Source organism: Arthrobacter sp. NPDC097144 (genome assembly GCF_044762205.1).
Classification (GTDB): domain Bacteria; phylum Actinomycetota; class Actinomycetes; order Actinomycetales; family Micrococcaceae; genus Arthrobacter_B.
In genome coordinates this window covers 305,487-319,281 of sequence record NZ_JBIWDW010000002.1, presented here as the reverse complement: position 1 = coordinate 319,281, position 13,795 = coordinate 305,487, and the positions used below count along the sequence as shown (strand labels likewise).

Below are 13,795 nucleotides of genomic sequence, written 5' to 3'. Positions count from 1 at the left end.
TTCAGCTCCGGGCGGTTGGCCCGCCCTGTGCCCCTGCAGTCTGCGCCGGCCGTTCAAACATCCCGTACACCGGACCGGCGGCCAGCCAGATGCCTGCCACCACGCCGGCCCGCTTCACCCAGTTCCACAGTTCGCCCGCCTCGCCGGGGGCAGCCAGGAACTGAATCATGACCAGCAGCACGGCAACCGCAATGGCCATGGCAATCAGGACCCGCCCGTATTCCACCCAGAGCGAGTGCCGGTAAGCGGCAGTGCCCTTCACCGGTTTGACCGGGGCCGGGCCGCCGGCAAAGCGGTGGGCAAACCGGACATCGGCCCAGCGGATCAGGGTATGGCCAAACGCCACGCTGAAGCCCAGATAGAAGGCAGCCAGTCCGTGCACCGCTTCCGCGGTGCCGCCCCGCGCGAGGTTGGTTCCTGCGGCCGCCAGCAGCACCGCGTCCAGCAGCGGAACACAGGCCAGCAGCACCAGCCCCAGTCGCTTTTGATGCAGCAGATACCGGGTGCCGAGGCCCGCGGCGAGCAGCACCCAGAAGCCGATTTCGCAGCCGATGATGAGATATACCAAAACGTCCATGACACCAGCTAAGCCCCCGCAGCCCGGCGCCGTCGTCGGTACTTGGTGCCATCCCGGGCGGCCGCCGTCATCCCTTTGGAGGACCAACGCCCCGGCGCCGCTCCGCAGGCCGCTCCGATGGCTACGCTGTAGGCATGCCTGCCTCTAAAAGCCGCTATTCCCTGGACGGAATCTGGGAGTCCGGCTTCGCCTCCGCCGTGGGATACCTGCTGGCCGGCGGCATCCTGACGCTCATCGGCGTCAACGGCGCCGACCTGGTGCCGCCCCTGCCCGGGGCTCCGGACTGGAGCTGGCTGCCGCTGCTGCTGCTTGGGTGCGCCGGCCTGGTATTCCGACGGCGGAGCGTGCCGGTGATGCTCGCAGTGACAGGTTCCGCCGTCGTGGGCAGCGTACTGCTGGGCGGCGGCATCATCACCTATCTGCTGGTGTTCGAACTCTTCTACTCCGGCATTCTTTACGGCTCACCGCGCCTGAGCCGGGCCGTCCAGAACGCCGCGGTTGCCGGTGCCGTGGTCCTTCCGCTGGCCGTGGGGCTGAGCTACGGAGGCTGGCCGGCGGCCCTGCTCGGATTGTTTCAGGCTGTCCTAATCTGCCTCATGCCGCTGTGGTGGGCCAGCTCCGTCCGGCACCAAAGCGACCGCGCGGAACAGGAGCGGCAGCGCGCGGAGACCGAGCGGCTCCGCGCCGAACGCACCGAAGAACTGGCCGAACTGAACCTGCGGATGGCCGTGACCGCTGAGCGCGGGGCCATGGCCCGCGAACTTCACGACGCCATTGCCGGCCACCTTTCCGCTGTGGCGCTGCAGTCGGCAGCCGCCCTGGCTGCCGAAAACCCGGACCTGGACCGGCGGGTACTGGCGCAGGTGCGCACCGAAAGCGTGCAGGCCCTGCAGGAAATGCGGTCCTTGATCGGCCTGCTTGAAGCCGACGGCGGACCAGACACGGCGCCTGCGGAGACCGCGGCCGGCGGACTGCAGCAGCTGGAAACGCTGGCAGCATCCGCGAGGCTGGCCGGCAACCCGGTGGAGCTGGAGATGGAGCCCGGCATTGAAGTCCCCGCCCTGGTGGGCAGCAGCGCCTATCGGATTGTGCAGGAATCCCTGACCAATGCAGTGCGGCATGCGCCCGGCACCCACATCTGCGTCACGGTCCGGCAGCGCGAAGGATCAGTGGACCTGAAGATCAGCAACGCGGTGCCCGAGGCAAACGGAGAGGGCACCGGCGGGGAAACCACCGGCGGGAACGGCACCGGCGGCAACGGGACAGGGCTGCGGAACATGTTCCTGCGGGTCGGACAGCTGCAGGGCAGCTTCAGCGCGGGCATCACGGAACCGGACGGCTGGACGACTGCGCGTTCATGGGTAGTGCAGGCGCTCCTTCCGGCAGGACCCGCAGGGATGCCGGGGCCGGGAGGGCAAACCGGGGCGGCAGGACAAACCGGGCCTGCAGGGCTTCGGCCGAAGCATTCCATCCAGGCCCGGGAGATCCAGTGACCACAGGCACACAAACCACAGGAACCAGTCTCAGCATCCTGCTTGCGGATGACCATTCAGCCATTCGCGCCGGACTGCGGATAATCCTGGAGTCCGTCGGCGGTTTCACGGTGGTGGGCGAGGCAGCTGACGGGGCCACGGCGGTGAGCATGGCACGGGCCCTGCGCCCCGACGTCGTCCTCATGGATTTGCGTATGCCGGGCATGGACGGTATCGCCGCCACGGCCGAAATCACCGGAGAGAAGCTCGCCGCCGTCTTGGTGCTGACCACGTTCGACATCGACGAATACGTCTACGCCGCCCTGCGCGCCGGGGCTGCCGGATTCCTCCTAAAGTCCGTGGAACCGGCTGATCTGGTGCGCGCAGTCTCCAGCGTGGCCGACGGCGACAGCGTCCTCTCCCCCGAAGTCACCGGCGCGCTGATCTCGGCCTTCGTGCAGGGGCAGCACGGCGCAGGGACCGCCGGCAGGACACGGCCGGGGCCAGGCCCGGGAAACGGTCCCGGACTGCCTGCCGAACTGGTTGACGGGCCGACGGCGGACCCGCTGACCGCCCGGGAAGAAGCGGTCCTGGCTTGTCTCGGCGAAGGGCTGTCCAACCAGCAGATTTGCCGCCGGCTGGGCATCGCGGAAACCACGGTGAAGACCCATGTGTCCCGGGTGCTGGCCAAGCTCGGGGTTGCCTCCCGGGTGCAGGCGGCGCTCGCCTACCGGGCTCGAGAGCACCGCTAACAGCGCGGCAGCCGGGACCAAATTCTTCACCCCCGGGCAGTGCGGCAGCCGGGCCTGGGACTTACTGCTGGGCGGGGGTTACCTGGACAAACAGGTCCTCGGCCGGCGGCGTCCAGGTCTGCGGATCGGCAGGCACCTGCTCACCGGAGCGGATGTCCTTGACCTCGTGCGAGCCGTCCTCTGAGGTGAACCAGACAAAGGGAATCCCGCGGCGGTCCGCGTACTTGATCTGCTTGCCGAACTTCTCCGCTTTTGCGGCCACTTCCACTGAGATGCCGCGCGAACGCAGGTCCGCCGCGATGTCCTGGGCGGCGGACCAGGAGTCGTCGCTGGTGAGGGCCACCAGGACGGCGGTGGGAACGCTGCGGTTGGCTGCGGCGAACTCCTGGCTCAGGATGCGCATCACCAGGCGGGTCACGCCGATGGAGAGACCGACGCCGGGGAACTTGCGGTTGCCCTTGGAAGCCAGCGAATCGTAGCGCCCGCCGGAACAGATTGAGCCCAGGGACTCATGTCCCACCAGCACGGTTTCATACACAGTGCCCGTGTAGTAGTCCAGGCCGCGGGCGATGCTCAGGTCCGCCACCACGCGGCCGGGGGCACGCTTGACGGCTTCGGCGATGACCTGGGAAAGCTCGTCCAATCCTTCTTCGAGCAGTTCGTTGGACACGCCCAGGGCTCGGACCTGCTCCACGAAGGACATGTCCTCAGTGCGGATGGAGGCCAGCTTCAGGGCGGCGTCGGCCTGTTCGGCGCTGGCGCCGAGTTCTTCCTGCAGCAGCTCAGCCACCCGTGCAGCACCGATCTTTTCCAGCTTGTCGATGCTGCGCAGCACACCCGCGGTGTCTTCCAGGCCTATGCCCCGGTAGAAGCCCTCGGCCAGTTTGCGGTTGTTGACCCGGATCTTGAAGTCGGGAATGGGCAGGGCGCCCAGCGCCTCGGCGATGACCAGCGCCAGCTCGACGTCGTACCGGAACGGGAGTTCGCCGTCGCCCACCACGTCAATGTCCGCCTGCGTGAATTCGCGGGCGCGGCCTTCCTGCGGGCGCTCGCCGCGCCAGACTTTCTGGATCTGATAGCGGCGGAACGGGAACGCCAGGTGTCCGGCGTTCTCCACCACATACCGGGCAAAGGGAACGGTGAGGTCAAAGTGCAGGGCCAGGGAGTTGGGATCCGTCTTGCCGGCAGCTTCGCCTTCTTCAGCCTGCAGCCGGCTCAGCGCGTAGACTTCCTTGTCAATCTCGCCCTTGCGCAGCAGCTGTCCCACGGTTTCCACGGCGCGCGTTTCGATGTTCGTGAACCCGTGCAGTTCAAAAGTGCGCCGCAGGACGTCGAGGACATGCAGTTCAACGAGGCGTTCCTGCGGCAGCCATTCGGGGAAACCGGACAGTGAGGCCTTGCGTGCCATGAGGGCGAGCTCCTTCTGGGGATTGAGGCGGTCTGCTGCAGGGGATTCGCCTGGCGGCATGCCTAAACTAAGTGCGGCACTCATTTTAGGTCGTCCGCGCGCGCCAAGGCGAACCGGAAGAACCAGCATTGCTGCGGCCGGCGCCCCAGCCCGGCCGACGACGTCCATCCGCTGCATGAGGAGAACCTGTGGCTGCTCCCCGCCAAGACCGCGAAACACGGCGGCGCATTGCCCGTATCCAGGCGAAGCGTGCTCTGCAGCAAAGCCAGGCCAAACGCAGGAAACGGGACAATGTTTTCGCCGGCGCGGCAGCTGCCCTGGCACTGGCGCTGGCGCTGGCCCTGCAGGTGGCCTGGTTCTCCTCCAATCCCACCCCCGAGGAATCCCGGCTCATCGAGCAGCAGGCCGCAGCCGCATCCTCGGATCCAGCCGCACCCTCGGATCCAGCCACCGCACCGGCGGTCCCGGATCCGTCGCTTGCCGAAGGCAGGGTCTTCACCGGAACGCTTGCCACCAGCGCCGGGGATTTGGGTGTGGAGCTGGACGGAAATACAGCACCGCAGGCAGTGGCCGTGTTCTCGTCGCTGGCTGAGTCGGGTTTCTTCGAGGGTAAGACCTGCCACCGGCTCACCACTGCCGAGACCATGGGCGTGCTGCAGTGCGGTTCCCTCAACGGTGACGGAGCCGCAGATCCGGGCTACCAGTGGGGACCCGTGGAGAATACGCCCGCCGACGGAAAGTATCCGGCGGGTTCCCTCGCGGTGGCCCGCGGCGCCTCCGCGGACAGCAACGGGACACAGTTCTTCATTGTGTACAAAGACTCCGTTATTCCGCAGGATACGGGCGGTTACACGATCATGGGTAAGCTAACGTCAGGGCTGGATGTTTTGGAATCCGTCGCTGCACAGGGAGCCGTCAAAGACGGTGCCGCTGTCCAGGACGGAACACCGAAAACCCCGGTGACGATAGACTCGTTTACCCTGAAGTAAATGGCAGCGCGGGCTTCGCGCACTGCCAAACCTCGAGTGAAAGACTTTTAGCGGTGACAGACAGTCAGAAATCCGACGAAACAGTTCCCGGCCCCGGCTCGGAGACTTCCGAAACCCTGCGGCCCGCAGCGCCTACCCCGGCAGCCTTCGCTGCACGGCGTCCGGCGCCCGCAGCGCCTGATGCAGAAGGTTCGGCTCCTGCCGCCGCGCCCAAGCCTGTCATCAGTGCACCCCCGGTGCACTCCACCTCCCTTGAGGAAGCAGCCCGCTTTGCGCGGGTGGAGGAGGACGGCCACGTCTTCCTGATCGTGAACGGCGAAGAATTCCCGGTGGGCCAGTACCCCGATGCCAGCCGGGATGAAGCGCTGGCCTACTTTGTGCGCAAGTACGACGACGCCGCCAGCCAGCTTGCGCTGCTGGAGGCCCGGGTTCAGGCCAAGGCCCCCACCACGGACATGCTCAAGACCCTGAAGCACCTCGGCGAGCAGGTTGCCGAACGCAAGATGGTCGGTGACGTGCTGGCTCTTGACGCACAGATCGAAGCCCTGCGCAGCAGCATCAAGGAAGCTGAAGCAGCCGAGCGTGCCGAAGCCGAGGCCGTTCGGGCCCGCGAGCTTGCCGCCCGTGAAGCCATTGTGGCCGAGGCCGAAGAGATTGCCGCCAAGGATCCCGCCACCATCCAGTGGAAGACCAGCAGCAACCGGATGAATGAGCTGTTCGAGGCCTGGAAGGCGGCCCAGAAGAACGGGCCCCGCCTTGGCCGCAGCAATGAGGACAGCCTGTGGAAGCGGTTCCGTTCCGCCCGCACCGTCTTTGACCGCCACCGCCGCGCCTACTTCTCGCAGCTGGACAGCGAAAACACCGCTGCCAAGCAGGCCAAGGAAGCACTGATTGCCCGCGCCGAGGAACTGGCTACGTCCACCGACTGGGGCAACACTGCTGCAGAGTACCGCCGGCTCATGGACGAGTGGAAAGCATCCAAGCGCGCCAGCCGCAAGGATGACGACGCCCTGTGGGGACGATTCCGTGCCGCACAGGACACGTTCTTTGCCGCCCGCCAGGCAGCCAATGAGGTAATTGACGAAGAGTTCGCAGCCAACCTCGTGGTCAAGGAAGAGCTGTTGAAGGAAGCCCAGGCCATCCTTCCGGTCCGCGACCTCACTGCAGCCCGCAGGGCGCTGAACTCCATCCGGGACCGCTGGGAAGAGGCCGGCAAGGTTCCGCGGGCGGACATGGGACGGATGGAAGCCGGGATCCGCAAGGTCGAGGAGGCCGTCAAGGCCGCCGAGGATGAGCACTGGCAGAAGAGCAACCCGGAAACCAAGGCCCGCACCAACAGCGCCCTGAGCCAGCTCGAAGCCACGATCGCTTCCCTTGAAGAAGATCTGGCCGCAGCTGAAAAGGACGGCAACGCAAAGAAAATCGCCGATGCCCGTGAAGCCCTTGAAGCCCGCCAGCAGTGGCTGGCCATGCTGCAGAAGTCTGCACAGGACTTCTCCTAGCCTCCAAAGGCCCGGCATCTACCCTGTCCACAGGGAAGATGCCGGGCCTTTTGCTTTTTCCGGAAGTGGGTCAGGGTTGGCTCATGCCGGCAACACTGTTTCCTTACCCGGGTGTGCTGCCGGAGTTCACCTCCACCGGCGGAGCCCTGTTTTATGCCGGCGGCGACTTTTCCAGTCCTGAACTGCAGGCGATGGAAGCTGACGGTTTGCTGCGCTGGGTCTATGCGGGCACCTATGTGCGCTGGGACGTCCAGCTCGACCCGGTGTGCCGTGCGCTGGCAGCCCTGCATACCCTTCCGCAGCGGCTGAGTGCCAAGGCCATGCTCGGACGGTTGACGGCGGCCTGGGTGTACGGCTGTGCGCCCCCGCCCCGGCGCCTGCAGCTGCTGGTTGACCACCGCAGCCGGACCACGGCCCTGCCGCCCTTCAGCCCCGCGGTCCTCCACGAGGTCCGGCTGACGCCCGCGGACGGCATGGATATTGCCGGGATAAGGGTTAGCACTCCCCTGCGCACGGCCGTGGATTTGGCCCTGCACGGTCCGGAGGAAGAAGCACGGCAGGCGCTGCTGGCCATCGCCGCCAACCCGGTGCTGGATTGTTCCCTTCCACGGGTCCGCAGCGCAGTGGACGCGGGAGGCCGGCAGCCGGGAAAGTCCGCCGCCCTGCGGCGGCTGGATCTTTTGCTCCGGCAGTCCGCACCGGACCGCCGGGATGCCTGAAGCACCCGGGCCGCCTGCGGCAGGAGGCCCGGGCCGGGTTAGACGCGCCGCTGGGAACCCGTGGTCCGGTAGACGTCAAATACGCCGTCGATCCGGCGCACGGCACCCAGGATGTGGTCGAGATACTTGGGATCGCCCATCTCAAACACAAACTTGGACATCGCCACCCGGTCGCTTGAGGTATTCACGCTGGCGGAGAGGATGTTCACATGGTTCTCCGAGAGCACCCGGGTGACGTCGGAGAGCAGGCTCTTGCGGTCCAGTGCTTCCACCTGGATTTCCACCAGGAAGACCGAAGACTGGGTGGGAGCCCAGTCCACCGGCACAATCCGGTCCGGCTGGTCCCGAAGCTCGGAAACGTTGCGGCAGTCGCTGCGGTGCACCGACACCCCGGAACCGCGGGTGACAAAACCGATGATCGGATCCGGCGGCACCGGGGTGCAGCACCGGGCCAGCTTGACCCAAACGTCGCCCACTCCGCGGACCGTCACTCCCGAATCGGAGAACTTGGGCCGGCGGGCCGCCGTCGAGACAGGTGTTTCGGCCAGATCCTCTTCGGCACCCTGGTGTCCGCCCATGAGCGAGACCAGATGCTCGATGACATTCTGGGCCGACGTGTGCCCGTCTCCCACCGCCGCATACAGCGCCGAGATGTCCTGGTGGTGCAGCTCCTGGGCGACGGTTACCAGGGCGTCGTGGGTCATCAGGCGCTGCAGCGGAAGGTTCTGCTTGCGCATCCCCCGCGTCAGCAGTTCCTTGCCCTTGTCGATCGCCTCTTCACGGCGTTCCTTCGTGAACCACTGGCGGATCTTGTTCCGGGCGCGGGGGCTCTTGACGAACCCCTGCCAGTCCTGGCTCGGGCCGGCACCCTCAGCCTTGGAGGTAAAGATTTCCACCCAGTCACCGTGCTGGAGCTCACTGTTCAGCGGCACCAGTTTTCCGTTGACGCGGGCACCGATGGTCCGGTGCCCCACCTCGGTGTGAACCGCGTAGGCGAAGTCCACCGGGGTTGACCCGGCGGGCAGGGCCATGACCTCGCCCTTGGGGGTGAAAACAAAGACCTCGCGGGCGTTGATTTCAAAGCGCAGCGAGTCCAGGAACTCGTCCGGATCCGATGTCTCCTGCTGCCAGTCCACCAAGGACCTGAGCCAGCCCATGTCATTGTTTTCCGGTCCCACGGGAGTGCGGGAGCCGTCCTTGTACTTCCAGTGGGCCGCCACGCCGTACTCGGCGCGGCGGTGCATGTCATGGGTGCGGATCTGGATTTCCACCGGCTTGCCGCCGGGACCGATCACCGTGGTGTGCAGCGACTGGTACATGTTGAACTTCGGCATGGCGATGTAGTCCTTGAACCGCCCCGGCAGCGGGTTCCACCGTGCATGCAGGGCTCCAAGGGTGGCATAGCAGTCGCGCACCGAGTCCACCAGGACGCGCACGCCCATCAGGTCATGGATGTCGTCGAAGTCTTTGCCCCGGACAATCATCTTCTGGTAGATCGAGTAATAGTGCTTAGGCCGGCCGGTGATGGTCGCCTTGATCTTCACCGCATGCAGGTCATCGGCGATCTGGCTCCGCACGGTGGAGAGGTACTTTTCGCGTTCCGGGGTCCGGTCCCCGACCATCCGCACGATCTCGTCATACACCTTCGGATGCAGGGCAGCGAAGGACAGGTCCTCCAGCTCCCATTTGATGGTGTTCATACCCAGCCGGTGGGCCAGCGGAGCGAAAATTTCCAGGGTCTCGCGTGCCTTGCGGGCGGAGGATTCCGGGGACACGAAGCGCCAGGTGCGGGCGTTGTGCAGCCGGTCGGCGAGCTTGATGACCAAGACCCGAATGTCCTTCGCCATGGCAACGACCATTTTGCGCACGGTTTCGGACTGGGCGGCGTCTCCGAAGGTCACCTTGTCCAGCTTGGTGACGCCGTCCACCAGCATGGCAACTTCGGGGCCGAAGTCGCGGCGGAGCTCGTCCAGCGTGTAGCTCGTGTCCTCCACGGTGTCGTGCAGGAGTGCGGCAGCAAGGGTGGTGCCGGTCATGCCCAGCTCGGCAAGAATGGTTGCCACGGCAACCGGATGAGTGATGTAGGGATCGCCGCTCTTGCGCTTCTGGCCATCGTGGCTGCGTTCGGCCACCAAGTAGGCCCGCTGGATCAGGTCCAGGTCCTCTTTGGGATTGTTGGCCCGGACGGTGCGAAGCAACGGCTCCAGCATGGGCGAATAACCGGTGGAGCCGCGTCCGGCAAGACGTGCCAGGCGCGCCCTGGTGGAGGTGCGGCGGGCCGGCGCCGGACGGACCGGCGCAGCGCTTCCCGCGCCTGCCGGCACGGACGAAGCGTTCGGGCCGGATTCAGGCAAGGCCTGCGGGCCACGCGCGGATTTGGCGGCAGAAGAAGCTTCCCGGGGCTTCACCGGCACGGGGGCCGTGGAAGATTTCCGGGAATCGGCCGGCCGGGGGGCAGCGGAAACCGGAGCTACCGGATCTGCCGTGACGGGTTTCCCGGAAGCCCTTTCTGCGCCTGCCTTATCGGCTGGTGTCGCGCTCTCTCCCACTACTGCCCTCTCTGAGACGTATTCGACCTTTTCCACCTTAGGCGCTCCTATTCCCCCAAGTCACGGGAGCGCTGAATGTACCGGTCTTTGCATCAAGTCTATGCCTATGCATGTCTTCTCCTAAACTGCGTCATCCGCGCTTCCTTCCGCTGCGCGGAGGAGCCGCGGATGACGCAGAAGGCCCCCGGACGAGGTGTTCGAATACTGCGAACAGCCCCGTCCGGAGACCTTCTTTTGCCGGCTGCCTGTCCGGATATTCTCCGAGCCGGCTTCCGTGCAGCTAGCTGCCGGAGGAGACCGCCGTGGCACCCGCAGGCGATGCCGCGGCTGCTTCCTTGGCTTCCTGCGCCCTGCGGTCCTTCACGCGCTTTGCCTGCTTCACGATGTCCGGCTCGTTGCGGCGGAGCACGGCGTACAGCGGTGCGGCGATGAACACGGTGGCCACCGTGCCCAGGATGATGCCGATGAACAGCGCCAGCGACAGGTCCTTCAGCGTGCCGGCCCCGAGCAGGAAAGCGCCGATGAAGAGCACCGATGCCACGGGAAGCACTGCCACCACGGAGGTGTTGATGGACCGGACCAGGGTTTGGTTCACGGCCAGGTTCACCTGCTCCATGAACGTGCGCTTGGTGCTCTTGTCCAGGTTCTTGGTGTTTTCCCGAACCTTGTCAAAGACCACCACCGTGTCATAGAGGGAGTAGCTGAGCACGGTCAGGAAACCAATGATGGCCGACGGCGTCACTTCGAACCCGCTGAGCGAGTAGAGTCCGGCGGTGGTCACCATCACCACCAGCAGGGCGGTAATGGCAGCCACGGACATCTTCCAGGTGCGGAAGTACAGGGCCATCAGCACTGCCGCCAGCGCCACGAACACCACCAGGCCGATCAGCGCCTGCCGGCTGACATCCTGCCCCCAGGTGGGGCCGATGTACGTGGACGTGATCTGGTCTTCGTTGACGCCGTAGGCCTCGGCCAGGTTGGCCTTGACCTCCAGCGTCTGGTCATCGCTGAGCTGTTCGGTCTGCACCCGGATGGTGCCCGGAGCAATGTTGGTGACGCGGGACTCGCTTGCGACGTCGCCCACGGCTTCCTCACCCGGGCTGACCTCGCTGTTCTCGGTTCCGGAGATGGTGAATTCGGAGCCACCGCGGAAGTCGATGCCCAGGTTGAATCCGCCCTTGGCCACCGGGATGAGGATGGAGATGGCCACGGCGACGGCTGCAATGATGAACCAGAGCTTGGCCTTGGGCACAAACGGGTAGGAACGCCTGCCGGTGTAAAGCTCGTTGCCGAACGTGGCAAACTTTGGGAGCTTACTCATTCCTAGCCCTCCTTTTCAGTGCTGCGGCCGGATCCGGCCAGTGAATCCTGCTTCTCCGCGAGGCGGCGCTCGGCGATGGTCATCCGGCGTTCGGCTTCCTTCGAAGCTGCCTTGTTCTTGACCCGCACAGGAGCCGACCCGGGTTCGCGGATGCGTCCGGCACCGCGGTACAGCGGCACGGCGCCCAGGCGGGTGGTGTCCAGGCCGGACCATTTGTGGCCCTCGCCGAAGAACTTGGTGCGGGCCAGCAGCACCATGGTCGGGTGGGTGAACATGAACACCACAATGAGGTCGGCAACTGCGGTCAGGCCCAGCGTGAAGGCGAAGCCGCGCACGTTGCCCACAGCCACGAAGTAGAGCACGACGGCGGCGAGGATGTTCACTGCCTTGGACGCCAGCACCGTGCGCTTGGCACGCTTCCAGCCGTTGTCCACGGCAGCCGCGAGCCCGCGCCCGTCGCGCAGTTCATCACGTATTCGTTCGAAGTAGACGATGAAGGAGTCGGCGGTCTGGCCGATCGCCACGATCAGGCCCGCCACCCCGGCGAGCGAGAGCCGGTAGTTCTGTCCCCAGCCGAGCAGGCAGATGGCGAGGTAGGTCAGCAGGCCGGCCACCACCAGCGAGATGATGGTGACGAAGCCCAGGGCGCGGTACTGGAACAGTGAGTAGACAGCTACCAGTGCCAGGCCGATGACGCCGGCAATAAGGCCCATCTTGAGCTGGTCTGCGCCGAGCGTTGCCGAGATCTGCTGTTCGCTCTGGATATCAAAACTGATGGGCAGTGCGCCGTACTTCAGCTGCTCGGACAGCGCCTTTGCCGATTCCTGCGTGAAGTTGCCCGTGATGCGGGGCTGGCCGTCGGTGATGACGCCCTGAACGGTGGGGGCGGAGATGACCTGGCCGTCCAGCACAATGGCGAACTGGTTGTGCGGATCTCCCTGCTGGAAGGCGAAGAGGCGTTCCGTCACAGTCTTGAAGACGTCGGTGCCTTCACCGTTGAACTTGATGTTCACGCCCCACTCGTTGATCGAGGCGCCCTGGCTGCTGGTGGACATGCCAAAGGTGGCATCTTCAATGTCCGAGCCGGGAACCTCGACGGGGCCGAGGATGTATTTGGCGCCGGAGCCGGGTTCACAGGCGATCATGGGCTTGTCCGACGGTGCCGGTTCCACTGAAGCTTCCAGGGTGGCCGGATCCGTGCAGTCAGTGCTTTCGAATTCGCGGTACAGCTCCGGAGTGATCCAGTTGTCGTCGGAGGCGTTGGCCGGCTCAGCGGCCGGCTTCGGCAGCTGGTCATCCGGGACCGGCTCGGCGGCGGCTGCCGCAGCGCCAACGGAAAGGACCGGACGGAATTCCATCGCGGCCGAGGCCTGGATCAGTTCACGGGTTTCCGCCGACGGGACGCCTGGCAGTGAGACCACTACATTGCGGCCGGACTGCGTGGTGATTTCCGCTTCGGAAACACCGCTGCCGTCCACGCGCTGGCGGATGATTTCCACAGCTTGGTCCAGCTGTTCCTGCGTTATTTCGGTACCGCCCTGCACCTTGGGCGCAAGGATCATTTCGGTGCCGCCCTCCAGGTCAAGGGCAAGTTTCGGGGTCCAGCTGGCGTTGCTCCACATGGAACCGCCGCCGAGTAAAAGGGCCAGAGCAGCAAAAATGACGCCCAACCAGAGGAGCGTCTTTTTTGCGGCCGAGCCGGGGCCGGTACGAGGCATAGGGGATATTCCTTTTAGCGTGAGACACCGGAGGCCAGGTGACCCCGGGCAGCCTGCGGAGAGTCTGGCTCCGCAGGCCCGTGGAGAGTCTAGTTCTCTTTATTGTTTTCGCGGTTCAGGCGATCGAGCGTTTCCTCGGCCGTCTCACCGGCGTGGGCAGCGGAGTCATCCCGGTTCATCGGATCCGAGGTGCGCGCTGCGTCGCTGGAATCTCCGGCTGTGATCGAGGAAGCATCATCCGGAACCACCGGGGCGTCTTCGGCGGCTGCCGGCTGCTGCGTGACAACCTTCGTCAGCGCCTGCAGGTGCACGGTGGCGGTGTTGCCGGGAGAGAGCTCCAGGACCGCTTTGTTTTCCTCGGAGTTGATCGAGAGGATAGTTCCAAACAGACCGAACTGGGTCATCACCTCAGTGCCGGGAACCATCTGGGTCCGCTGATCCTGAACCGTCTTCTGCGTCTTCTTCTGCTTGCGGAACATCATGAAGATGAACAACGCCAGCAGAATGGGCAGCAGCAGGCTGCTGAAGCTGAAGCCTCCCTGGGGCTGGTCGGCGGTGTTTTGGGCCAAGACGTTTAAGAACACAGAGTGGTTCCGTTTCTGTTGTGGAGATGGTGTGCAGGTATGGGGACACGCTATCCGGCGTGGCCGGCGGTGTCCGCAGTCGCTTGCGCTGAAGTCTTTTGTGCACCACGACACAAAGGTGCGGCACAACAAGTGACCAGTCTAAAGGTAAAACGTCCGCGACGGCAGAAAAGTTTCTTCCTGCACTGCATTTTCTCTCCAGCG

The 13,795-nt window shown here is 65.2% G+C and carries 11 protein-coding genes; 5 read left to right on the top strand and 6 right to left on the bottom strand.

The window, feature by feature from the left end; translation table 11 throughout:
- Nucleotide 1: 1 nt before the first annotated feature.
- A complete protein-coding gene (locus ACIQXM_RS05170) occupies nucleotides 2-577 on the bottom strand; it encodes a hypothetical protein (protein WP_400928562.1) in 576 nt (191 codons plus the stop codon).
- Nucleotides 578-711: 134 nt separating this feature from the next.
- Here ACIQXM_RS05170 and ACIQXM_RS05165 point away from each other — a divergent pair, with 134 nt between their 5' ends.
- On the top strand, nucleotides 712-2,070 hold the full coding sequence (locus ACIQXM_RS05165) for a histidine kinase (protein ID WP_400928559.1): 1,359 nt from the start codon (nucleotides 712-714) through the stop codon (nucleotides 2,068-2,070).
- Nucleotides 2,067-2,801 carry a response regulator gene (locus ACIQXM_RS05160; protein WP_400928556.1) on the top strand — a complete coding sequence of 245 codons (735 nt, stop codon included), beginning with the start codon at nucleotides 2,067-2,069 and terminating at the stop codon, nucleotides 2,799-2,801. Before ACIQXM_RS05165 ends, ACIQXM_RS05160 begins: the two co-directional genes overlap by 4 nt.
- 61 nt (nucleotides 2,802-2,862) lie before the next feature.
- On the opposite strand, the gene hisS is transcribed toward ACIQXM_RS05160, so the two are convergent.
- Nucleotides 2,863-4,209, bottom strand: a complete 1,347-nt coding sequence (gene hisS, locus ACIQXM_RS05155; protein WP_400928553.1) for a histidine--tRNA ligase — start codon at nucleotides 4,207-4,209, stop codon at nucleotides 2,863-2,865.
- Nucleotides 4,210-4,397: 188 nt separating this feature from the next.
- On the opposite strand from hisS, the gene ACIQXM_RS05150 reads away from it, so the two are divergent.
- The 3 genes from ACIQXM_RS05150 to ACIQXM_RS05140 all read left to right on the top strand — a co-directional run bounded on the left by ACIQXM_RS05150 (nucleotide 4,398) and on the right by ACIQXM_RS05140 (nucleotide 7,419).
- On the top strand, nucleotides 4,398-5,198 hold the full coding sequence (locus ACIQXM_RS05150) for a peptidylprolyl isomerase (protein ID WP_400928550.1): 801 nt from the start codon (nucleotides 4,398-4,400) through the stop codon (nucleotides 5,196-5,198).
- Between the two features lie 53 nt (nucleotides 5,199-5,251).
- Entirely contained in the window at nucleotides 5,252-6,700 is a 1,449-nt protein-coding gene (locus tag ACIQXM_RS05145; protein ID WP_400928547.1) for a DUF349 domain-containing protein, read from the top strand.
- Nucleotides 6,701-6,783: 83 nt separating this feature from the next.
- The gene (locus ACIQXM_RS05140; RefSeq protein WP_400928544.1) at nucleotides 6,784-7,419 is read left to right on the top strand and encodes a hypothetical protein; all 636 of its coding nucleotides are present in this window, start codon (nucleotides 6,784-6,786) and stop codon (nucleotides 7,417-7,419) included.
- Between the two features lie 38 nt (nucleotides 7,420-7,457).
- On the opposite strand, the gene ACIQXM_RS05135 is transcribed toward ACIQXM_RS05140, so the two are convergent.
- From ACIQXM_RS05135 to yajC, 4 genes are all read right to left on the bottom strand, one after another.
- A complete protein-coding gene (locus ACIQXM_RS05135; RefSeq protein ID WP_400928541.1) occupies nucleotides 7,458-9,773 on the bottom strand; it encodes a RelA/SpoT family protein in 2,316 nt (771 codons plus the stop codon).
- 475 nt (nucleotides 9,774-10,248) lie between these two features.
- Entirely contained in the window at nucleotides 10,249-11,289 is a 1,041-nt protein-coding gene (gene secF / locus ACIQXM_RS05130; RefSeq protein ID WP_400928539.1) for a protein translocase subunit SecF, read from the bottom strand.
- Nucleotides 11,290-11,291: 2 nt separating this feature from the next.
- A complete protein-coding gene (gene secD, locus ACIQXM_RS05125) occupies nucleotides 11,292-13,007 on the bottom strand; it encodes a protein translocase subunit SecD (RefSeq protein WP_400928536.1) in 1,716 nt (571 codons plus the stop codon).
- Between the two features lie 89 nt (nucleotides 13,008-13,096).
- Nucleotides 13,097-13,591, bottom strand: a complete 495-nt coding sequence (gene yajC / locus ACIQXM_RS05120) for a preprotein translocase subunit YajC (protein WP_400928534.1) — start codon at nucleotides 13,589-13,591, stop codon at nucleotides 13,097-13,099.
- Nucleotides 13,592-13,795 lie beyond the last annotated feature (204 nt).